The organism is Clostridium thermosuccinogenes (assembly GCF_002896855.1).
GTDB classification, from domain to species: domain Bacteria; phylum Bacillota; class Clostridia; order Acetivibrionales; family DSM-5807; genus Pseudoclostridium; species Pseudoclostridium thermosuccinogenes.
Map to the genome: position 1 here is coordinate 4105045 of NZ_CP021850.1, position 22610 is coordinate 4127654.

Here is a 22610-nt window from a genome sequence, read left to right on the forward strand (position 1 = left end):
CCATCTTTTTTATCTTCTGCTTTTGAGCTCTTCATATATGTCGTCCAGCTTTACGCCTCTTTCCACCATCAAAACGCAGAGGTGATACAGCAGGTCTGCGATTTCTCCTTTTATTTCATTAGGATTTCCGTTTTTTGATGCAATAATAACTTCCGAAGCTTCTTCTCCTACCTTTTTTAATATCTTATCCAGTCCTTTGCTAAAAAGGTAGTTGGTATAGGAACCTTCCTTAGGATGAATCTTCCTGTCCGTTACCGTGTTATATACCTCCTGAAGCACTTCTGCCAGGTTTCCTTTCTGCTCATCATCACAAGGCTGTCCAAAGGTACAGGGATTTTCCGCTGGTTTGGCTTCGGCCTGGCATTTGCCATCCTGTACATCCTCTATATTAAGCTTCCGATAAAAGCATGAGTGGTGTCCTGTATGACAGGCCGCTCCGGTCTGATCAACCTTTATCAGCAGCGTATCCCCGTCACAGTCATAGCTTATGGACCTGATCCTCTGGAAATGTCCTGATGTCTCACCCTTTAGCCAAAGTTTGCCTCTGCTCCTGCTCCAGTAATGGACCATGCCGGTTTCCACAGACTTCTCAAAGGCCTCCCGGTTCATATATGCAACCATCAGAACCTCATCAGTCCTGTTATCCTGAGTAACTACCGGTATCAATCCTCTTTCGTCAAACTTCAGCTCATCTACAATATTCTTAATCATCATTCCTCCTGCAATGTAAAAAACTCCCTATTTCCTTATATAACCATCAATACTGGCATATATAACCGTACTTCTTTTTCGCAATATCCCAGCCTTTTCAGCCAAAATGGGAATTCTTACGTAAAAAGCCGGTTTTGCTTATTATGTTCTCACGCTTATTCCTTTATCTTTCAGGTAACCTTTTAATGCCAGTATCTCCAATTCCCTGAAATGAAACAGAGATGCTGCCAAAGCCGCATCAGCCTTACCTTCGGTCAGCACATCATAAAAATGTTCCATGTTGCCCGCACCGCCGGAGGCTATGACAGGGATTCCCACACTCTCCGAAATAGTTCTGGTAAGCTCTATATCATATCCGTTCTTAGTCCCGTCACAATCCATGCTGGTGAGCAAAATCTCCCCGGCACCAAGCTTTTCCGCCTCCACAGCCCATTCAACAGCATCTTTTCCCGTATTGATTCTTCCACCATTAATGTATACTTCCCATCCGGAGCCATCCTGCCTTTTTTTAGCGTCAATAGCCACCACCACGCATTGGCTTCCAAAGCGCCATGCAGCTTCGGACACCAGCTCCGGTCTCCTGATTGCGGCTGAATTTACAGATATCTTATCAGCTCCGGCCTTCAATATTTCCCGGAAATCGTCCACTTCCCTGATGCCGCCGCCTACCGTAAAAGGTATGAATACCTGCTCGGCAACTCGGCTTACAACATCCAGCATTATATTCCGTGCATCGCTGGATGCGGTTATATCAAGGAAAACCAGTTCATCAGCCCCGGCTTTATCATAAACAGCCGCAACTTCAACAGGGTCTCCTGCATCTCTTATATTTATAAAGTTAACACCTTTAACAACCCTCCCTGCATGCACATCAAGGCAGGGAATAATTCTTTTGGTAAGCATATGAATCTCCCGCCATTCCAATAAAAAAGTAAAGTTATTTCGCAGCTTCCAGAGCTTCTACTAAGTCTATATCTCCGGTATAAAGCGCTTTACCGATTATGGCTCCCGCCACACCGATATCCTTCAGCCTTTTTATGTCGTCAATGCTGCTGATACCGCCTGAAGCAATGATGTCTACCCCAACCTCTTTCACCATCTCTTCCATAGCTTTGAAGTTGGGTCCCGTAAGCATGCCATCCCTGGAGATGTCGGTATATATGATGGTTTTTGCACCCAGCTCCTCCATCTTTTTGGCGAACCCTACAGCAGTAAAGTTGCTGGTCTTGGCCCATCCCTCTATAGCCACCATTCCGTCGCGCGCATCAATACCTATGACTACATTGTTCTCAAAGTTCTGCAAGGCGTGCTTCACCAGTTTGGGGTCCTTGACCGCCGATGTACCCAGGATAATACGCTCAATTCCCTTGCAAAGGACAATTTCCATAGTCTCAATTGTCCTTATGCCACCGCCCACCTGTACAGGTATGCCGAGTTTTACAGCCATTTCACTTATCACGGCGATGTTTTGCGGTTCTCCGCATCTCGCTCCGTCCAGATCTATCACATGCAGATACTGCGCTCCAAGCTTTTCCCATTTAAGAGCCATCTCCACCGGGTCGTCGGAATAAACAGTAACAGCATTGAACTGTCCCTGGACAAGCCTTACACATTTTCCGTCCTTAACATCTATAGCCGGGTAAATAATCATATCTCTTCCTCCCATAAAACATGGATTAAATCTGAATATCTTGCTTTATCTATAGCTTAGCCCCTGCGACCTTAACAAAATTTCTCAGCATGCTAAGCCCTACTTCTCCGCTTTTCTCAGGATGAAACTGCACTGCGAAAACATTGCCTCTTCCTACAGCAGCATCAAACTCAATTCCATAATCTGCAGTCGCCTTGACGATATCCCTATCATCGGCTGCCAGATAGTAGGAATGCACGAAATAGACGTAAGGGTTTTCCGGTAAACCATCAAAGATAGGACAGTTGTCTTTCAGTTTCAGGAGATTCCAGCCTATATGGGGAACTTTCAAACCCTTATCTACAGGCAGCTGCTTTATTGAGCCTTTAAATATGCCAAGGCCTTTCACATTCTCTCCGCCTTCTTCGCTGTAGTCGAATAACAGCTGCATTCCAAGGCATATTCCAAGAAAAGGCGTATTTTTGCTTACCACTTCTTTGACAACCTCAATCATATCCGCCTTTCCCAGGTTTTCCATGGCATCGGCAAAGGCCCCCACTCCCGGCAAAACTACCGCATCGGCCTGCAATATGGTTTTTCTGTCACTGGTAATTACGGTATCACAGCCTATATACTCAAAAGCTTTTTCCACACTTCTTAAATTTCCAACACCATAATCTATGATAGCAATCAAAACAACTCAGCTCCTACCTAATGGGTCATTCCAGCTTTTTGCCGGTTATGCGCTCATAAGCTTCCAGGTATTTCTCCCTTGTCTTTTCTATCACATAGTCCGGCAGTGAAGGAGCCGGTGGCTGTTTGTCCCATGTTATTGATTCAAGGTAATCCCTCAGATACTGCTTGTCAAAACTCTTCTGCGGCCTTCCGGGCTCATAGTCGTCCATCGCCCAGAACCTTGATGAGTCCGGCGTAAATATCTCATCTGCAACCACCAGTTTGCCGTCCAGCATTCCAAACTCAAACTTTGTATCCGCCAGTATAAGCCCTCTGCTTTCCGCATAACTGCTGGCTTTTTTGTAAAGCTTCAGACTGATATCTTTAAGCTTTTCGGCCAGATCTCTTCCTATAGCATCAGCCAGCTCTTCAAAGGTCACATTCTGGTCATGCCCGTCCTGAACTTTTGTAGAGGGGGTAAATATCGGTTCCGGAAGCTTGTCTGCCTGCTTCAGGCCTTCAGGCAGCTTCACACCGCAGATGCTTCCTGTTTTATTATATTCCTTGAGGCCTGAACCTTCCAAATAGCCTCTGACTATGCATTCCGCCGGAACCATATCCACCTTTTTTACAAGCATCGACCTGCCCTGCAGCTCTTCCTTGAACTGAGAGAGCTCCTCCGGATATTGGCTGACATCGGTGGTTATCATGTGATTGCCTATTATATCGGATGTGTAGTTGAACCAGAACTCAGAAATGCTGTTTAGAACCTTTCCTTTATCGGGTATCAGATTTGGAAATACAACATCAAAAGCGGATATCCTGTCTGTAACTACTATGAGGAGCTTGTCCCCAAGGTCATACACATCTCTTACTTTTCCCTTCACAAATATGGGTCGCTTTATAAAGCTTGTATCATTTATTAACAAAAAATCAACTCCCTTCTAGCTATCAGGCTTATTTTTTCATTACTTGCCGGCTATCATCCACCGGCCATTTGAAAAGGTTTGTTTTCCTTTTGCAGTCATTGCCTTTGCCGAATCTATTCCCATTATTGTTTCGCCATCCTCCCGGCCATGCAAAATCACATGTTGCCGGATGCAATGCGCTTTTTCCTTTATCTGCTGCGTTGCCAACAATCATCGGCAGGCTGCTAATGGTAAACCTCCGGTTATATGATCGTTCCCTTTGTGGACATGACTCCTTCTATCCTCTCGTCAATCCTGCAAGCCTCATCCAGAGCTCTTCCAAAGGCTTTAAAAATCGCTTCTATAATATGATGGTTATTGCTTCCGTAAAGGACTTTAATATGTAAATTCATGCCGGCGTTAAAAGCGATAGCACGGAAAAATTCCTCGACAAGCTCAGTATCCATATTGCCTACTCTATCCTGGGTAAACTTTGCGTCAAATACTAAATAAGGTCTTCCTCCGAGATCTATAACGACCATCGCCAAAGCTTCATCCATAGGAACATGGGAAGAACCGTATCTCTTAATTGACTTTTTATCCCCCAGCGCAGCGCGAATTGCGCCGCCCAGCACAATTCCCACATCCTCAACGGTATGGTGGGCATCCACCTCCAGGTCTCCCTTGGCCTTGACAGTGAGATTAAAAAGCCCGTGCTTTGTAAATAAATTGAGCATATGATCGAAGAAACCTATTCCGGTATCGATATCGGACAATCCCCTGCCGTCCAAGTCCAGTTCCAGCTGTATTTCCGTTTCAGCAGTCTTTCTCGACATTTCAGCTTTTCTTTCCATTTTTTCCTCCGCCTAACCATCCAAAATCAGTCTTATTATATCAGATGCATGTACAACTATTCCATAAATTATTAGAAATTTATATTAAACCTGTTCATTAAATCAATTCTTTCAATACCTTTATCATTTGCTCCATTTCCTGATCCGTACCAATGGTGATCCTGAGATAATTGTTTATTCTCGGCTTGTTGAAATACCTGACAAGGACTCCCTTTTCCCGCAAGGCTTTAAACAAATATTCCGAATCCAGTGAAGCATGGCTTGCAAAAACAAAGTTGGCCAAGGAGTCCGTGAGACGAAATCCCAGTTTTTCCAGTTCCGGGCCCACCCATTTCCTCGTATGTATGATCTTAGCCCGGGTTTTTTCAAAATATGCCGTATCTTTGATGGCTTCCGCCGCTCCCGCAAGAGCGATGCGATCGATGGTATACGAATTGAAGGAATTCTTGACCCTGTCAAGACCTTCGATCAAGCCGGCATTCCCCAGGGCAAAGCCTATACGAAGCCCTGCAAGGGAGTGGGATTTGGAAAGCGTCTTTATTACTAAAAGATTTGGGTATTTATCTATGAGTTTTACCGCCGACTGGCCTCCAAAATCGACATAAGCCTCGTCGATGACCACTACCCTTTCAATATTCTCTTTGACTATTTTCTCCACCGAGGCGAGATCCATGAATTTTCCCGTAGGGGCATTGGGATTGGCAAAAATAATTCCTCCGTTGTCCTGTAAAAAACCCTCCACCGGTATGTTGAAATCGGCATCCAGTGGTATCGTCCTGTAATCTATGCCGTAAAGCTGGCAATATACCGGATAGAAAGTGTACGTGATGTCGGGAAAAAGTATGGGCTCTCCCGGATTAAAAAAGGCGGCAAAGGAAAAGGCCAGTACTTCATCCGATCCGTTTCCTACAAATACCTGTTCCTTTTTTACGCCCAAATTCTCGGCGAGGACATGCTTCAACTCATCGCAATCAGGGGCGGGGTATAACCTCAGCCTTTCATCCGCAGCCTGCCTTATCGCCTCAATTGCCCTTGGAGAAGGAGGGTAGGGATTCTCATTGGTATTCAGCTTAATATATTTTTTGTCTTTAGGCTGTTCACCAGGAACATACGGTTCCAGCCTTTTTAAGACATCGCTCCAATATTTGTTCATATTTGCACCTCATATAGTGATTCGTCACCAAAAGCCATTTGGCGTTGAGTAATAATATCAGTACTGCTTTGTAGCACCAGAAAGCAACGGTTTTAAGGCTCCTTCAACTTTTCCGCCGAAGCTTAATTCCATCTGTCCAAGCTCAAAAGCATGGCAGACATGTTAATAATCCAAACATACCATGCTTCGGGTGAAATAAGCCTTTCGCCAATTGCTTTTCACTTAAATCCAACTATGATAAAGCAAAATCAGCTTTAAGTAAAATTAGCTTGAAGTTCCGGCGCTTCTATGCGTAGGTTTCGCCGTCAAAAACAATAGACGGCAGCCGCCGGTCACTCAAACCTTATCCTGATGGCGTTGGCATGGGCTGTGAGACCTTCTGCTTCTGCAAAGCGTATCACATCATCCTTTACACTTCCCAGAGCTTTTGCGCTATAGGAAATGATGCTGGATTTCTTTATGAAATCTCCCACATTCAAAGGGGAGAAAAACCGCGCAGTTCCGCTGGTGGGAAGCACATGGTTGGGTCCTGCAAAATAGTCTCCCAGGGGTTCCGATGAGTAATTCCCAAGGAATATGGCTCCCGCATTTCTTACCGACCCCAGCAGGCTGAAAGGCTCCTGTACGCATAGCTCAAGATGTTCCGGAGCGATCCGGTTGGCGACCTCCATCGCTTTCTCCAAGCTTTCGGTGATAATTATTGCTCCGTAGTTTTCAAGGGATTTTTCTATTATTTCCTTTCTGGAAAGCCGGGAAGCTTGCTTTTCCAACTCTTTTTTGACTTCTTCTGCCAGCCTTTCGGAAGTTGTTATCAAAATAGCCGAAGCCATAACATCATGCTCCGCCTGGGACAGCATATCGGCTGCGACAAAGCAGGGATTCGCAGTCTCATCAGCAACTACCGTTATCTCGCTGGGCCCGGCAACAGCATCAATGTCACAGTAACCATAAACCATTCTTTTTGCTGTAGCTACATATATGTTACCCGGGCCGACAATCTTATCCACCTTGGGAATGCTTTCGGTGCCGAAAGCCAGGGCTGCAACCGCCTGAGCACCGCCAATCCTGTATATTTCATCCACACCGGCTTCATTAGCCGCCACAAGAACTGCCGGATTGATGCCTTCCTTCTTTGGTGGAGTCACCATCACCACCTTTGGTACCCCGGCCACTTTTGCCGGCACGACATTCATCAGCACAGAGGAAGGATATGCAGCCGTACCGCCGGGCACATACACACCCACAATTTCCATCGGCCTGTACAGCTGTCCCAAAATCACGCCGTCCTTTTCTGAGGAAAACCAGGAATTCTCCTTTTGCTTTGCATGGAAGGCCTCAATATTTGCTTTTGCTTTTCTTATTACTTCTATCAACTCGCCGTCAACCCTGCTATAGGCTTCAGCTATCTCTTCCTTCGAAACCCTCATGGTCTCGGCGGTGAGTTTCACATTATCAAAACGGGAGGCATATTCCATTAAAGCCTCGTCTCCCTTTTGTCTTACGCTGCTTATCACCTCTCCCACCGTTTTCATAATGCTGCTGTCGTCCATGCTGATCCTGTCCGGCAGTCTTCCGTATATGTCACCTTTCTTGTCGTCCCTCATATCAATAACCTTAATCAACCCTGCTCCCTCCTTCGATCCAGCTGCTTTCTTACACCCTCTATGATCCTGTTTATCCTGTCGCTTTCCATCTTCATGCTCACCCTGTTTACCACCATTCTGGCGCTTATATCCGCAATGGTTTCCAGCACCACAAGCCCATTTTCCCTCAAAGTTCGTCCGCTTTCCACAATGTCCACTATCACCTCGGCAAGACCCACAAGAGGCGCCAGTTCCACTGACCCATTCAATTTAATGACCTCTATGGATTCCCGCCTTTTATGCTCGAAATATTCTCTCGCTATCCTGGGATATTTTGTCGCCACCCTCTTATTATTTAAGCTGTCCAGCTTCCCCTGCAGCTCAGCCGGGCCTGCTACAACCATTCTGCACGCCCCGAATCCCAGGTTCAGCACCTCATACAAGTCCCTTCCCTCCTCCAGGAGGGTATCCTTCCCAACTATACCTATGTCGGCAGCCCCATAATCAACATAGGTAGGTACATCGCTGGGCTTTACCAGGAAAAACCGTATTTTGTTTTTTTCATCCGTCAGTATAAGCTTCCGGGATGAATCCTTAAGATCCGAGCAGTCAATCCCTATATTTTCAAACAGCTCTATGCTGAGATCAGTAAGCCTGCCTTTTGACATGGCTATGGATAGATACCTCATAATAAACACCCCTGTCTTTTATCATCTCGTCAGTGACCGATAGCACTTTTTATGCGATGCTTTGCACTGGAGGAAATTCGTTTAATGTTTAATAAGGATAAGATGATTAGCACACTTCTTTTTATATGGAACCTATACATCTCTTGATCCGGATAGTACCTTTCATCTTCTTACTTTATGCCACCTGATTCATACAACCCTATCAACCCTTGAGAATTTCACTTATGCTTGTTCTGATAACTTCCCGGGTTTCAATATTGTGAACTTCAATATTTTCCTCATCCTTCACATAAATGATACCGCCAATGCCCTTGCTTGCAGCATACTTCAAAGAAGCTTCAATTCCACCGCCATTTATATCCATTTCCACGGTCAAGCCTTGTCTTCTCAGTTCGCTGCATACCTTAAACGCAGTGCTTCTTCCCTCTCTTTTGCAGCAGATGAGGCTGTCCACGGACGGTTTCTCCAGTACAGGCTTTTGCTTTTCCAGAGCCATCATTATCATGTTTATACCCAGCGAAAAACCTGTAGCAGGACAATCGACACCGAACTGCCCTACAAGATTATCATACCTTCCTCCGCTTACCACCGGGAAACCTACTCCGTAAGTAAATCCCCTGAAAATTATGCCGGTGTAGTAGTCGAGGCTTTGAAGCATGCCCAGGTCCACCGATATATATTTACCCAATCCATAGTCCTCCAGGATCTCTATGACCTCCCTTAAATTGGCAAGAGCTCTTAAAGACCGTTTGTTGAGAGCCACCTTTTCAGCCCTGTCAATAACATCAACGGAGCCAAAAAGGCCTGGCAGGCTTTGAATCAGCTCCTTAAGGTCATCCCGAATGTCATATCCCCTTACCAGTTCTTCTATGGCCGGATAGTCCTTCCTGTCAATAAGGGCGCGCAGATTCTCCGCATCCTGCTTCGACAGCCCCGTCTCCTCTACGAGCCCCTTAAAAAATTCCACCTGTCCTATATCAATCTGGAAGTTTTCAATTCCTGCCGCTTCTACGGCGCTTATGGCGGTGGCGATAACCTCCGCGTCCGACTCCGGAGTGCTCGATCCCATGATCTCCACCCCTGCCTGAGTGAATTCCTTTTGCTTTCCTCCACCCAGCTCATTGTACCTAAAAGTTTTATCTATATAAAAGAACCTTATCGGGCGTTCCCTATCCTTATATTTTGTAGCAGTAAGCCGGGCAACAGGTATAGTGATATCAGGCCTTAAAACCAGTATCCTTCCCTGCTGGTCGAAAAATTTAAACATCATTTCCTGGGGGATTTGGTCATCATCGGAACAAAACACATCGTAAAATTCAATGGAAGGAGTTTCAACTTCATAATACCCGCAGCTCCGGAAGAGTTTCCTGACCTTCTCCTCCAGGTTCCTCTTTCCGTAGCATTCTTCAAAAAGTATATCCTGAACCCCCTCAGGCGTGTATATCTTCCACTTGGACAATTCAAGCACCTCACTTTAACGCTTTACTGCTTTATTATGATAAATCAATAAATTGATGAATTAACAACATTATAACGATTGTGATATTCCCTGTCAACAAAAAAAGGAAAATTATATAAAAATAACAGATGGAACACCGGTATCACCGCGCACTCCACCTGCTGCTATGTAAAACAAATATTGGGTTGTCTTTCTAATCCCGGCCCAGTCCGGTAAGCACCGAGTCAAACGAATTTGCGATGCACTTTGAACCGTTCCAGTTGTCGCATATTCTGCAGGATACACCTTCCGAAGGATCAACGAACTTTCTTTTCAAGGAGTTGCTGGATTTGAAGCGCCTGCAGGATTGCGCGGCAACAGCCATATTCTCATCACTGGCATAGTCATTCATCATGCCATCCCTCCTCTTTAACAAAGTGCCAAAAAACTCCTCCCTTATAAAATAGGGAGTTGAGCTGACACATATTATAATGGCAGCCTTGTCTTGTGAGGAACGCAAGACATCCGGCAAATAAGCCCCGCTAAATCGAGTTTGCCGCATGGCCGTAGTGCTAGAACCTCAGGCTGTCCATTATTCAGCGCTGGTAAATATGGCAGGCCACACTTGATTACTTATATATATAAAGAGTGGCATCCATACCATATTATCCGTACATTTTGCCCGGATTATGCACCCTGCGGAAAAAGGATGAATTCCTTCAATTTTTACAGCATTTCTAATTCAGCTTGGTCAGGTTGGCAAAAGCTGCCATGAGCCTCTTCATGCCTGCTTTTTCAAAAAAGATCTCCAGCTTGTAATCATCCTTTTCCTTTTCTATTTTAGTTATGATTCCTGCACCGAATTTTTTGTGTGACACCTTATCTCCTACATTATAGCTTCCATCCGCCGACGCTTTTTTAACAGGAACAGGTGTCACTGTTCCAAAAGCCTTTGGAACTCCAAAGCTTGGCTTTTCCCTGACCTGGCTCTGTATGTTCAGTTGTCTTAATCCCGCTGACCTTCTTTTCTCAGCCTCGTTAACATCATCGAGAAGCTCCTCGGGGATTTCGCGGATAAATCTTGATACCTTGTTATATGTGGTATTTCCGAACAATGTCCTCGACTGCGTGCTGGTAAGGTAGAGCCTCTCCTTTGCCCTGGTTATGCCTACATAGCAGAGCCTTCTCTCTTCCTCCAGTTCGGTTTCGTCAGTCATGGAACGGTATCCGGGAAATACCCCTTCCTCCATCCCCACCAGGAACACCACCGGAAATTCCAAACCCTTGGCGCTGTGCAAAGTCATCATCACGGCGGCATCCCTTTCCTCTTCGAGGTTATCAATATCCGAAACAAGGGATACCTGGGCAAGAAACTCCTCCAGGGTTTGCTCCTCGCTCTTGGCCTCAAATTCCAGAGCAACCGAGATAAACTCTTTTATATTCTCAATCCTCGTCTGGGATTCCACAGTATCCTCTTCCTGCAGTTCTCCCAGTATTCCTGACTGCTCAATAATCGCCTGTATCAGCTCGGAAACCTTCATGGTCTCCTTGTATACCCTGAATTTCGATATCATTGTAACAAAAGATTCCAATTTTGATGATGCCCTCTGCAGCTGCGGAATCTCAGAAGCAGAGGATATAATACTGAAAATGCTCACATTCCTCTCCACTGCTATGGCTTCGGCATTCTCCACCGTCGTGTTTCCTATACCCCTTTTGGGCACGTTGATAATCCTCTTCAGGCTGATATTGTCGGCAGGGTTCTGCACCACCCTGAGATATGCCAGGACATCTTTGATTTCTTTTCTATCGTAGAATTTCAGCCCTCCCACGATTTTGTACGGGATGCCTTCCCTCATGAACATCTCTTCCAGCACACGGGACTGGGCGTTTATCCGGTACAGCACGGCAAAATCCTTATATTCTCTTTTTCCGGCCGATACCTGTTTTTTTATCTCATTGGCGGCAAACATAGCCTCCTCATGTTCATTGCCGCATTGTCGATACAGTATTTTTTCCCCTTCAGGGTTATCTGTCCACAGACTCTTTCTCTTTCTGCCAAGATTATTTTTTATCACATTGTTGGCAGCCTCCAGAATGGTCCGGGTTGAGCGGTAGTTCTGCTCCAGCTTTATAACCTTGCATCCTTTAAATTCCTTCTCAAAGTCGAGGATGTTTCTGATGTTGGCACCCCTGAAGCTGTAAATTGACTGGTCATCGTCGCCCACCACACACAGGTTTTTATGCCCCTGAGCCAGCAGGCTTATCAGAGAGTACTGGGCGGTATTGGTATCCTGATATTCATCTACAAGGATGTATCGGAACTTCCTCTGGTAATAATCCAGCACAGGAGGATTATCCAGAAACAGCTTTATGGTCATCATTATGATGTCGTCAAAGTCCAAAGCATTATTCTGCTTGAGCTTTCTCTGGTACAGCTTGTATACTGATGCCACCTTGCTCATCCTGTAATCGGCGGCATGCATTTTTTCAAAGATCTGTGGCTCAATCAGCTCGTCTTTGGCCTTCCCTATCATCTCCAGCACCTGTCGGGGAGGGAAATTCTTCTCGTTCAGATTAAGCTCCTTCAGACAGTCTTTAATGACCGTCTGCTGGTCTGCCGAATCGTATATCACAAAACTCCTCTCATAGCCGATCTTTTCTATGTCCCTTCTCAGTATTCTAACGCAGGTGGAATGAAATGTACTTACCCACATGCTTTCAGCCATATCGCCTATGAGCTTCTCTACCCTTTCCTTCATCTCCCTGGCTGCCTTATTTGTAAAAGTTATTGCCAAAATATTTGCAGGATGTACGTTTTTTTCATTTATCAGATATGCTATCCTATGGGTCAATACCCTGGTTTTTCCCGAACCTGCTCCTGCCAGGATGAGAAGCGGTCCATCCACATGCAGTACGGCTTCCTTCTGCTCTTTGTTCAATCCTTCTAGTAATTCCATATGGTAACCTCTCCGAATTCAAATATTAAAAAGGAAATGTCCATTTCCAGAAACTGTTTTAAACCATTATGTACGCCATAAAAAATGCCGTTATCATATAACGGCATTTTTTATTATAGCTTAAATTATCAACTTGTTCAACCAAATAAGAAAGTTTGTTTGGTAAGCATGGTTTCACATAGGATAAATTTATGATAAATCTGCTTTCATCAATACTCGGGCTCTATCAGTCCATAATTCCCGTCTTTTCTCCTGTAAACCACGTTTACAAGGTTGGTATCGGCGTTTGAGAAAACGAAAAACTCATGCCCCAAAAGATTCATCTGCAATATCGCTTCCTCCACATCCATGGGTTTTATGGCAAACTTCTTTGATCTCACTATCTTGAATTCGCTTTCTTCTTCCACGGCAGCTTCGGTGTTTGCCGGAACCGTTCCGGCTACAAAGGCTCCGTCACGCAGCTTCTTTTCCAATCTGGTTTTATTCTTCCTTATCTGCCTTTCCAGGATATCTATTGCTTTATCGATAGATGCATACATATCTTCATTAGCTACTTCCGCTCTGAAAATCATCCCCTTGTAAGGGATAGTAACTTCTACTATCTGCCTTATCTTTTCGACACTTAGCGTCACATGGGCTTCCGTTTCCGGGCTAAAAAACCTCTCCAGCCTGCTCAATTTCTTGATTGCTCTGTCCCGTAATGCCTCTGTTACCTCGATGTTTTTTCCGCTAACTATGAACTTCATATGCGTCACAGCTCCTTTCTTATAATAAGCGCAGCCTGCCATTTAAGCTGTCTTAATTCAAACTGCGCAAACTGCACGGATTGCATGATAACTGCTTTTTCAACCTCTGGTTTTTTGCGTTACCGATAATTGTAAATACCTCCGATGTACATACCAAACATCCTGGTATCTTACAGCAGTCAAAAGAGCGCCTTTTTCTTAGCTTTAGCTGCTACTTTATTTTTACCCGAATTTTCAAATATCAATCTAAAACATGTACAAAACATTTTTCCTTATATATTATTAATATTCGATACTTTATCAAGAAATCCTTTTTTGTCACATTTTTGTTATAATGCACAAAAGTATCTCCCAACTACCCGGAAATTAAGCTTTTCAATGCTTGTTTTCCATATTTGTCCACATTTTTTCCACAAAACGCCTGTTTTGTGTATACTTGTCCTGTGAATAATGTGGATACATCTGTGAATAACTCATATACAAGCTTTCGACATGTGGATAACATTGTGTCTTTTTTGTTAATATTATAACATTGCATTGAGGAAGTGGCATCCAAGCTTTTGATTTGCACAGGCTATGTTAATTAACTTGTCGAAATGTCAGGAACATGGTACAGAATATGGCAGATATGTTTAGAATTCAACTCATTGACATGAAAATAGTAATGTTATTTTCATTATTGGCTACGTTATGCAAACATGAGGGGTTGTGCCGGCATTGTCTAAATATAAGTTCTGAGTTAAAGTGATGGCATGGATAGCCTTTTATATATTGCTTACATTTTATTTTCACAATCTGATTGCGTCTTGCAGCCAGCAGTTGAAGTGCTTTTATAAAGAAAGCCTTCCGATGATCGTCCTCCAGGAAACACCATAAGAGTATGGGAGAATTTTCAATATAATGGAATTCCTTGGATGTTGAATAAAAAGGCATAACGCTTGTGCATGCGTCACGCCTTGTTTTTTCCTATTACATGTATTGCTGCATTTAATAGATTTTATCTGCTTTACATAAGTTAATGTTTTATGTTTGCTTGGCACTGCCATAAATGCGTATTACACTCCTCGCAATTTCACGCATGGGTATGCCTTTGTCCATGCTTTGCTTTTGCATTCTCCGGAAAGCTTTTTCTTCCGTAAGCCCCAGGTGCTCCATAAGAAGGCCTTTTGCTTTTTCAATCTCTTTTCGAGTTTCCAGGCTTATCTTTAGCTCCTCTATCTGTTTTTCCAGATTCATTATTCTCTGCCGGTTTCTTATGATGACATCAACTATATTTAAAAAACTCTCACGGTTCAGAGGCTTCACCAAAACTGTGATTTCTTCGCTAAAATCTCCAAAGAACGCAGCGTCCTTCTGACGCCTTCCTACTATAAGGATAATATCGCATAATTTATCTTCAGCGGCTATTTTTGAAACTTCATAGCCGTTAAGAGCTGGCAGGTCATAATCAAGTACGGCAAGATCAGGCCTTAATGATTTTATCTTGCGCAGGCAATCGTTTCCGTCCGTAGCATGACCGATAACGGTATAACCGTTTGCTGCAAGCAAATCCCTCATCTTGCCGTCTGAGGTTTCACTGCCCATGGCCACCAGTATCCTCGCCGCCTCCATACAATCCCTCCCCGTCAAGCAATTTGAGCCAGCATATTTCTTAAGCGGACAATCTATTGGTCATGATAAAAGAACTGCACATCGAAGCATAAGCAACAGAAATAGATCAATATTTGGAGAGATATCTTTCCAGTTCCCAGCTGTTTACTTTTGTTGCATAGTCATTCCATTCATTGATCTTGGCTTCGATATATTTTTTGAAAATATGGTCTCCCAGCACTTCTCTTACAAACTCACTTTTTGCCATTTCATCAATAGCTTCTTTCAGATTGGCCGGAAGAGAAGCAATACCCTCTTGAGTTCTCTGTTCTTCAGTCATGGCAAAGATATTTTTATCCGCTGACGGTGGAGGCTGGATTTTATTTTTTATACCATCCAAACCAGCACTCAAAATTGCTGCTATGGCAAGGTATGGGTTGCATGCAGGATCAGGACATCTCAACTCAATCCTTGTAGATGCTCCTCTTGCTTCAGGAATCCTGATCAGCGGGCTTCTGTTCCTGGTAGACCATGCTATATACACCGGCGCTTCATATCCAGGAACAAGGCGTTTGTATGAATTTACCAACGGATTTGTTATAGCCGTAATAGACCTCATGTTTTTCATAACTCCGCCTATAAACCAGTATGCCTCCTGGCTGAGCTGACGGGGATCCCTTTCATCATAAAAAGAATTGGTTCCATTTTTGAAAAGCGAAACATTGGTATGCATTCCCGAACCATTGATTCCAAATATGGGTTTGGGCATAAAAGTCGCATGCAGTCCGCTTCTCTGAGCGATGGTTTTCACCACCAGTTTGAAAGTCATTATATTATCAGCAGTATGCAGGGCGTCGGCATATTTGAAATCTATCTCATGCTGTCCGGGAGCAACTTCATGATGGGAAGCTTCGATTTCAAAGCCCATTTCTTCCAAAACAAGGCACATTTCCCTTCTGGCATTTTCACCGAGATCCACCGGACCAAGATCAAAATATCCCCCGGAGTCATGGGTCTTTGTGGTGGGCTTGCCTTCTCCGTCGGTCAAAAACAGGAAGAACTCGCATTCCGGTCCGACATTGAAAGCATCATATCCCATATCGTGAGCTTTCTTTAATGCCCTGCGCAGCACATACCTGGGGTCTCCTTCAAACGGGGTCCCATCAGGATTATATACATCACAAATAAGTCTTGCCACTTTACCATTCTGCGGCCTCCATGGGAATATGGCGAAAGTGCTTAAATCCGGCCTCAGATACATATCTGATTCCTCTATCCTTACAAATCCCTCAATGGAAGAGCCGTCAAACATGCACTTGTTGTCCAGAGCCTTATCCAGCTGATCAGCTGTGATGGCAACGTTTTTTAATGTTCCCAATATGTCGGTAAACTGAAGACGTATAAACTTAACATCCTGCTCCTTTACAATCCTCTTGATATCTTCCTTATCATACCTATTCATATAATTCACTCCTTCACAAAATAATACAGTTTATGATGCATCGTGGTAATGGTCAGAACCTTTGACCATTGCAATTGTCTTATCCAGAATATAGTTCCCATGAAGCTTTTTCATATGCATTTTTTTACTTCTCTTCTTGCATAAAATGTTAATAGTCACAAACGCTCCATTGGAGTTATATAAAAAAAAGACGTCAACAAAGAGAATCTTCACTCTCCATTGAGTCCTTCCCGTCGCATTTTACAAGCGATATACCGTTTTTCCAATAAAAGCAAATGCATTTTCTATTAGTTATTATAGCATATAGATTTCTCATATTCAATATTTTATCAATAAAAAAATAATAAATTTGCAAGTTCTTAAATGCAAACTTGCAAATTTATTATTAATTCATGGTTTGAATTTGTCTTTTCCGTTCTTTATTGACACTACTTCCTTCATCACTTTCAAACCTTTTTACGGTCAAGCTTCAAACACAATCCTATGCCCATCGTCCACCTTAGAACATATTCAGATCCATTATATGAAACTCCCTTGAAATTATATTTTCATCAGCTTGCAGCAGTCATCGGAACATAACCACAGGAAGCAGCAACAATTTTGGGTATTGATGCTGTCAAGTGCTTTCACGTAGATGACCCAAAAGATTCATGGGAATTTTCCTGCCGTTAAAAAGCTTTTGTAGATGCTGTGAATCCTCTCCCGGTTTTTGCCAAAAACCCGTATTATCCCCGGATCAAAGTGCTTTCCGCTTTCATTTAGAATCATTTCAAAGGCTTCATCAAAAGAATATGCTTCCTTATATGGCCTTTTGCTTGTGAGGGCATCAAACACATCCGCTACGGCGACAATTCTCGCACTCAAAGGTATCTCCTCACCTTTTTTGCCATAAGGATATCCTGTGCCATCCCATTTTTCATGATGGCTTTCTGCGATTTCTATGCCTGGCTTAAAGAGGCTGTTCCCATTCCTGGCCATATGCTGGTCGGCAGCTCTTAACACTTCCGCCCCATATACAGTATGATGCTTCATCTCTTCAAGCTCTTCATCCGTCAGCTTCCCAGGCTTCAAAAGAATGCCGTCCCTTATGCCTACCTTGCCAATATCATGCATTGGGCTGAATCTTTCAATATTTTTTATGAACCCTGGTGAGATTTCATTGCTATACTCTTCGTCCTGATGCAAAAGAATTGCAATTTCTCTGGCATAGACTCTCATTCGTTCCATGTGCTCACCGGTATCCTCGTCCCTCGCTTCGGCCAGCTTTGCCAATGCCAGAACGCTGCTATATAGCAGGTCATCGACAAAAATATTCTTTTCAAAGCTAATGGCTATACTGCTGGCGACTGTTTCCAGAAAAGCCGCATGTTCCTCCGTATAAGCATTTTTGCGGGTGCTGGAGAAAAATATTATTCCCACCGGCTTGGTCCCTATTACAAGGGGCAGAGTAATGGATGAGCAGATTCCGGCACTCATGATAATAGAATTATATTCCTTAATAGGTTTACCGTATGTATACTTTTCAAGATCGTTGATAATCCTCGCATTCCCAGTCTCAACCACCTTTCCGAGACTGGTTTTATGTATATCCACCTTTCTGCCTAGCAAACCCTCCGGAAGTCCCTTTATAGTGCCGTCGGATATGCCATAAGCCGCTTCCAAGGTTTTACCATCTTCCTTTATCAGAGCAATTCCTATATATTCATAGGGGACAAAGGCTTTAAAAGCAGAGTATATGTATTTTAGAACTTCTTCAAAGGAATGGCTGCGGTTGATATTGCTTATGAGGGAAATAAGCTTGTCCAGCTTGCTGGTATCACTGCTTTCCACCAATATTGCAGGGTTTGGTTCCTTTTTCTTTGGAAGAGTATTGATTTCCTTCTGCGCAGCAACCGATGAAATGCTTTCAAAAACAGCATTCCACAGGTTAATTATTTGCCTGCATAATTTAAGGAGCATCGCCCCTGCGATAACCACTAGTAAAACAGATGCCGCAGCAAGACAGACTATTAGGCTGCGGGGTACATCCATATACACATCCGCCTTCCCACCACCGATCAATACTATCATAATAGCAGCAAGGCAAATAGCGGCGGTTATGATTATACCGAATATGAGTACTGCTTTTTTCTTCACTAAAGCTGATGTGCGTTCCATATCGCTAACCAAAGAAGCTTCCCCCATTTAATCCGTTTACATAATATTAATCAATAAAGACCGGCAAATTCCGGAGTACAGGCTGATTTTGCCCAATATACCCCGACGCCGGTTCTTTATGTTTATTAAGCATTCTATCATTATTTATCGGTATTCTGCTACTTAAAATAATATTAATTTAACTCATTGAGCTAGTATTTTCTAAGCATAAGTTCCGAGTTAAAAAGATAGTTGCATGTTCTGATGATAAATGGAGAAAACACAAGCAAATTTGTCCTACTCAGTTTTTATAGCCTCCAGGGCGCTCAGCTTCATTGCCCTTCTGGCAGGATACAGCCCGCACACCAGCCCGATCACCGTCGCAAATCCTATTGATGCCAGTGCAAGCCATATCGGAATAATCGATATTTTGACTTTTTCCTCTCCGTACATTCCCATATAATATCCTAAGTTGCCCATGAAGTTGCCTCCAAAATAGTTGAGCAGGAACGACGCCCCATAGCTTAACACAATTCCGGTTATACCTCCCAGAAGCCCTATCATTCCCGCTTCAAACAGGAATAACCTTTTTATATCCCTGATAAGGCAGCCCAGCACCTTCATTATGCCTATCTCCCTTGTCCTCTCATATATCGACATGACCATGGTGTTTGAAATGCCAAGGGCAGCCACCAGCAAGGATATCGCTCCGATGCCGCCTAATATTGCCTGGGTTGTGCCGGCCTGCTTCTGGTAGGATTTTCTTATATCCGAAAGGCTGTAAGTTCCGAAGCCCATATTTTTGATTTGCTCCTGTACCTTATCGACATCATTTATGTTCTTCACCTTTACCATTACCCTTTCATATCCCTGTTCCAGGTCCGGAACATAATAACCCATTTCCCTCTGCCCTGATTTGTTGGCTCTTTGAGCTTCCCTCACCAGTTTTTTAAGCTGATTTATATCCATATAGACGCTGTAGTCCTTTTCATCATTTGACTGGGTAAGGAGGCCTACCACCTGCAGCTTATATAGTTTTGCCTGCTTCTGGTTGGAACCTTCGGAGCCGATTCCTGCAGGACGCCTTTCCCCATAGCTCGTATCAAAGGTCAGGGATATTTTATCGGTCATCGGATCTACAAGGGCAGTTCGATCAGCTCCTCCAAAATACCAACCTCCCCTTGCCTTGGGATTATAGAAATTATAGGGAACATTGTATCCAAAAACCGCCGCCAGACCGTCGTTCTCCTCGAGGAGCCTTCCCTGTTCAACTTTAAAATCAAACGCCTCCATCGTTCTGGCATCTATGCCTTTTATCTGCCCATATCCTACATATTTGCCGGATACCAGCTTAAGAAATACCTCAACAACGGGAGTAACCGCTTCAACGCCTTCTATCTTCGCCATCTTGGCAATAGCCTTATCATCCAGGGTAGCCTGTTCCACCGCTCCCTTTGAGTTTTCAGGTACATAGTACCGGTTGACATCGATGATATTGAGGCTTCCCATTCTGCGCAGCTCTCTTTCAAAGTTTTCATTCATGCCAATACCCAGGGACATCATCACCACGATAGCAGCCGTTCCTATAATAACGCCCAGCACCGTAAGGAATGTTCTCATCTTTCTTCTATGCAGGTTCCTGAAGCCCATCCTTATTAGGTCAATACTATTCATCCAGCATCAATTCCTTTCTGGCTTTTATTTTCCTGCGCGTTACTATTACTACTATAACCAGCACGATTACCCCCATCACCGCACTACCGGCAATGAGTGCTATCTTTTTTATGTCGGTCTTGCTCTTTTGCTCCGGTATTTCATTTCCGGGAATCATAATTCCCGGATCATCAAACGTCGGCATCTCCATTACATTCATCGAAAATTCTTTTCTAACCTCCATCGGTTTCCCGGAAGAATCCTCAAATTTGAAAACGATACTTCCCGTTACTGCTCCCGGTGCGTTGGGCAGCACGGTAACATCAAAGCTATCGCTTTTTCCCGGCTCAAAGTTACCTACATAATATCCTGAGCCCTGAACCTGGAAATCACCTTCGGCAGTAACCATCAGGTTGTATAGAGTCGACTTGCCCATGTTGTAAAATTCAACATATACCGGAGTCGGCTGTCCGACAAAGGCCTCCGGAGACATCTCCACTTCCCCGGCTACCAGCTTGGGAACCTGCTGTACAATCACACCTATCGTATCCTTCGCCGTATACTGGTTCCCCTTGCTGTCTTCATACTCCATGTTGACGCTTAAGTTATAGGTCTTGGGTGCCGCATCAGGCTTGGCATTCAGTATCATTTCCTTACTTACGCTGCCTTTGGGGTCGATATTTTCTATATAGAAGGTGGTGCTGCTGTTCACGGGATTAAAAGTGCCATCATCCGATGAAACTGTAACTTTTATATTGCTTACAGGTTCAGTTCTGTTAGTATTGAAAAAGGACATGTTGAGTTTAAAATCCTCACCTGCTACTATTTCTGAAGGTTCAAAGCTGTAACTGTCAACAATTATTTTCGGAACAGTCTTTTTCTCTTCATCTTTTTCTACATACACACCTACATACTGCGTCAAAGAATTTTTCTCTGCTTTGCTTCCCTGACCCGTTTCATACTCGACAGTGATGCCTATGGGATAGTTCTTGGTTGCAGCTTCGGATAGCACATTCATTTTGAAATCCACCCTTTGGGACTTGCCTTTCTCAAGGGTATCTATCAAAACAGTGTTCAAAGACTTGTTTATGATCTCCGGTCCGGTTATCAGCGACACTTTTATGTTATACGCATCGGTGTCCCCGGCATTAACAACATCCAAGCCTATATTGAAATTGCTGCCAGGGCTCAAGGTATCCCTGGGGTACTCAATGTTATCCATCTTTATATTTGACTTGCCTTTATGTTCTTCCACATATACCCCTACATATTGGGACAAGGAATTTTTGACTGCCTTGTCTCCCTGACCCATATCATACTCGACATTGATGCCTATGGGATAGTTCTTGGTGATGGCATCGGGTATAACATTCATTTTGAAATTCACCCTTTGGGACTTACCCTTATCAAGGGTGTCTATCAAAACAGTGTTTAAAGACTTATTTATGATTTCCGATCCGGTTACCAGCGACACTTTTATGTTATATGCAGCAGCATCCCCGGTATTAACAATATCCAAGGCTATATTAAAATCACTGCCGGGTCTTAGTGTTTCCTCGGGATAACTGATATTTTCCATCTTTAAACTGGGTTTACCCTCATAAACCTTTCCTACAGGGACGAAAAACTGGCTTGATTCCGTGTAGGTGGTTCCCTTGCTGTCCTTGTAGTCGATATTCACATTTAATGAGTGGTTTCCTTCGGATATGCTCTTTGAAGCATTAAGCCTGTAGGTAACGGTGGTCTCCTTATTGCCTTCCAGCTCGTTTATGTGCTTGACGTCGGTAAGTCCTTCGGCAGTGAAGCCATCACCCCTTAATCCCTGCACTGTGAGCTTGATATCTTTTGCTGTAAGTGTACCCAGGTTCTTGATCCTGAAGGTGACGTTTATGCTTTCTCCCGGCAGCACATAATCTTTGCTGAGCCCCACTCTGTTTACCGTCAGCTTGGGCGGAGTATTCTCATTTACAATGTTCACGGCTATTATTTCTGAAGAATTGAATGAGTTGTTTAATGTATTTGAATAGCTGTAATCAACCTTCAATATATATTGACCCGGCTTCACAAACTCATCCAGCTCCAGTTCAAAGACCGCATCATATGTTGTATAGGACTCGATTTTATCGACTTTTACCGATGTGTTGAGTTTATCAATAACAAAAGGAAAGCTCGAGCCTTCGGCGGCGCTAAGAGCTATCACCACATCCTTGGCGTTATGCGGGCTGTTGTTCTTTATGGGCAGCTTCAGGGTAACCTTGCCCCCTGCTTTTAACTCCGGTATTTTTGTTCCGCTGACTATGTTGAGCAATGGTTTAAACGAATTCTCAGGAACAGGAATAATTTGTATATCTGCAAAGGCTATACCACTTGCAGATACAATCAGTAAAACAGCTAGTAAAATTGATAAGAATTTCTTCATTGT

At 43.7% G+C, this 22610-nt stretch carries 19 protein-coding genes; all 19 read right to left on the reverse strand.

What is annotated here, in order from left to right; translation table 11 throughout:
* Nucleotides 1–9: 9 nt before the first annotated feature.
* Entirely contained in the window at nucleotides 10–708 is a 699-nt protein-coding gene (gene hisIE / locus CDO33_RS18015; protein ID WP_242973901.1) for a bifunctional phosphoribosyl-AMP cyclohydrolase/phosphoribosyl-ATP diphosphatase HisIE, read from the reverse strand.
* A 144-nt stretch (nucleotides 709–852) separates the two neighbouring features.
* Entirely contained in the window at nucleotides 853–1614 is a 762-nt protein-coding gene (gene hisF / locus CDO33_RS18020) for an imidazole glycerol phosphate synthase subunit HisF (protein ID WP_103081701.1), read from the reverse strand.
* Between the two features lie 34 nt (nucleotides 1615–1648).
* On the reverse strand, nucleotides 1649–2362 hold the full coding sequence (gene hisA / locus CDO33_RS18025; RefSeq protein WP_103081700.1) for a 1-(5-phosphoribosyl)-5-[(5-phosphoribosylamino)methylideneamino]imidazole-4-carboxamide isomerase: 714 nt from the start codon (nucleotides 2360–2362) through the stop codon (nucleotides 1649–1651).
* A 49-nt stretch (nucleotides 2363–2411) separates the two neighbouring features.
* Nucleotides 2412–3035: an imidazole glycerol phosphate synthase subunit HisH gene (gene hisH, locus CDO33_RS18030; protein WP_103081699.1), complete on the reverse strand. Its 624-nt coding sequence runs from the start codon at nucleotides 3033–3035 to the stop codon at nucleotides 2412–2414.
* Nucleotides 3036–3060: 25 nt separating this feature from the next.
* Nucleotides 3061–3945, reverse strand: a complete 885-nt coding sequence (locus CDO33_RS18035) for a phosphoribosylaminoimidazolesuccinocarboxamide synthase (protein WP_103081698.1) — start codon at nucleotides 3943–3945, stop codon at nucleotides 3061–3063.
* Nucleotides 3946–3984: 39 nt separating this feature from the next.
* On the reverse strand, nucleotides 3985–4155 hold the full coding sequence (locus CDO33_RS20995; RefSeq protein ID WP_161496520.1) for a hypothetical protein: 171 nt from the start codon (nucleotides 4153–4155) through the stop codon (nucleotides 3985–3987).
* Nucleotides 4156–4187: 32 nt separating this feature from the next.
* Nucleotides 4188–4778, reverse strand: coding sequence for an imidazoleglycerol-phosphate dehydratase HisB (gene hisB, locus CDO33_RS18045; protein ID WP_103081696.1), 591 nt, complete (start codon nucleotides 4776–4778; stop codon nucleotides 4188–4190).
* A 97-nt stretch (nucleotides 4779–4875) separates the two neighbouring features.
* Nucleotides 4876–5931 carry a histidinol-phosphate transaminase gene (gene hisC, locus CDO33_RS18050; RefSeq protein ID WP_103081695.1) on the reverse strand — a complete coding sequence of 352 codons (1056 nt, stop codon included), beginning with the start codon at nucleotides 5929–5931 and terminating at the stop codon, nucleotides 4876–4878.
* Between the two features lie 332 nt (nucleotides 5932–6263).
* A complete protein-coding gene (hisD, locus tag CDO33_RS18055) occupies nucleotides 6264–7553 on the reverse strand; it encodes a histidinol dehydrogenase (protein ID WP_103081694.1) in 1290 nt (429 codons plus the stop codon).
* A complete protein-coding gene (hisG, locus tag CDO33_RS18060) occupies nucleotides 7550–8203 on the reverse strand; it encodes an ATP phosphoribosyltransferase (RefSeq protein ID WP_103081693.1) in 654 nt (217 codons plus the stop codon). The genes hisD and hisG overlap by 4 nt, the downstream gene beginning before the upstream one ends.
* A 202-nt stretch (nucleotides 8204–8405) precedes the next feature.
* Complete coding sequence (hisZ, locus tag CDO33_RS18065; protein WP_103081692.1) at nucleotides 8406–9662, reverse strand: ATP phosphoribosyltransferase regulatory subunit; 1257 nt, start codon at nucleotides 9660–9662, stop codon at nucleotides 8406–8408.
* A gap of 193 nt (nucleotides 9663–9855) precedes the next feature.
* A complete protein-coding gene (locus CDO33_RS20635; RefSeq protein WP_133158692.1) occupies nucleotides 9856–10056 on the reverse strand; it encodes a hypothetical protein in 201 nt (66 codons plus the stop codon).
* Nucleotides 10057–10378: 322 nt separating this feature from the next.
* Nucleotides 10379–12601 (reverse strand): DNA helicase PcrA, encoded by a 2223-nt coding sequence (pcrA, locus tag CDO33_RS18075; RefSeq protein WP_103081690.1) that lies wholly within the window; start codon nucleotides 12599–12601, stop codon nucleotides 10379–10381.
* 209 nt (nucleotides 12602–12810) lie between these two features.
* Entirely contained in the window at nucleotides 12811–13347 is a 537-nt protein-coding gene (gene hpf, locus CDO33_RS18080) for a ribosome hibernation-promoting factor, HPF/YfiA family (protein WP_103081689.1), read from the reverse strand.
* A gap of 1023 nt (nucleotides 13348–14370) precedes the next feature.
* Complete coding sequence (locus CDO33_RS18085; RefSeq protein ID WP_103081688.1) at nucleotides 14371–14958, reverse strand: ANTAR domain-containing response regulator; 588 nt, start codon at nucleotides 14956–14958, stop codon at nucleotides 14371–14373.
* 106 nt (nucleotides 14959–15064) lie between these two features.
* On the reverse strand, nucleotides 15065–16399 hold the full coding sequence (gene glnA / locus CDO33_RS18090; RefSeq protein WP_103081687.1) for a type I glutamate--ammonia ligase: 1335 nt from the start codon (nucleotides 16397–16399) through the stop codon (nucleotides 15065–15067).
* Nucleotides 16400–17047: 648 nt separating this feature from the next.
* Nucleotides 17048–18568: an HD-GYP domain-containing protein gene (locus CDO33_RS18095; RefSeq protein ID WP_161496519.1), complete on the reverse strand. Its 1521-nt coding sequence runs from the start codon at nucleotides 18566–18568 to the stop codon at nucleotides 17048–17050.
* Nucleotides 18569–18832: 264 nt separating this feature from the next.
* Entirely contained in the window at nucleotides 18833–20209 is a 1377-nt protein-coding gene (locus tag CDO33_RS18100) for an ABC transporter permease (RefSeq protein ID WP_103081685.1), read from the reverse strand.
* Nucleotides 20202–22607, reverse strand: coding sequence for a COG1361 S-layer family protein (locus CDO33_RS18105; protein ID WP_103081684.1), 2406 nt, complete (start codon nucleotides 22605–22607; stop codon nucleotides 20202–20204). The genes CDO33_RS18100 and CDO33_RS18105 overlap by 8 nt, the downstream gene beginning before the upstream one ends.
* Between the last annotated feature and the right edge of the window lie 3 nt (nucleotides 22608–22610).

Bases quoted from the DNA above. Each gene is read 5' to 3' on its own strand.
- hisC (WP_103081695.1), bottom strand. From the start codon at position 5,931: ATGAACAAATATTGGAGCGATGTCTTAAAAAGGCTGGAACCGTATGTT.
- hisB (WP_103081696.1), bottom strand. From the start codon at position 4,778: ATGGAAAGAAAAGCTGAAATGTCGAGAAAGACTGCTGAAACGGAAATA.
- hpf (WP_103081689.1), bottom strand. From the start codon at position 13,347: ATGAAGTTCATAGTTAGCGGAAAAAACATCGAGGTAACAGAGGCATTA.
- glnA (WP_103081687.1), bottom strand. From the start codon at position 16,399: ATGAATAGGTATGATAAGGAAGATATCAAGAGGATTGTAAAGGAGCAG.
- pcrA (WP_103081690.1), bottom strand. From the start codon at position 12,601: ATGGAATTACTAGAAGGATTGAACAAAGAGCAGAAGGAAGCCGTACTG.
- CDO33_RS18100 (WP_103081685.1), bottom strand. From the start codon at position 20,209: ATGAATAGTATTGACCTAATAAGGATGGGCTTCAGGAACCTGCATAGA.
- CDO33_RS18085 (WP_103081688.1), bottom strand. From the start codon at position 14,958: ATGGAGGCGGCGAGGATACTGGTGGCCATGGGCAGTGAAACCTCAGAC.
- hisA (WP_103081700.1), bottom strand. From the start codon at position 2,362: ATGATTATTTACCCGGCTATAGATGTTAAGGACGGAAAATGTGTAAGG.
- CDO33_RS18105 (WP_103081684.1), bottom strand. From the start codon at position 22,607: ATGAAGAAATTCTTATCAATTTTACTAGCTGTTTTACTGATTGTATCT.
- hisF (WP_103081701.1), bottom strand. From the start codon at position 1,614: ATGCTTACCAAAAGAATTATTCCCTGCCTTGATGTGCATGCAGGGAGG.
- CDO33_RS20635 (WP_133158692.1), bottom strand. From the start codon at position 10,056: ATGATGAATGACTATGCCAGTGATGAGAATATGGCTGTTGCCGCGCAA.
- hisG (WP_103081693.1), bottom strand. From the start codon at position 8,203: ATGAGGTATCTATCCATAGCCATGTCAAAAGGCAGGCTTACTGATCTC.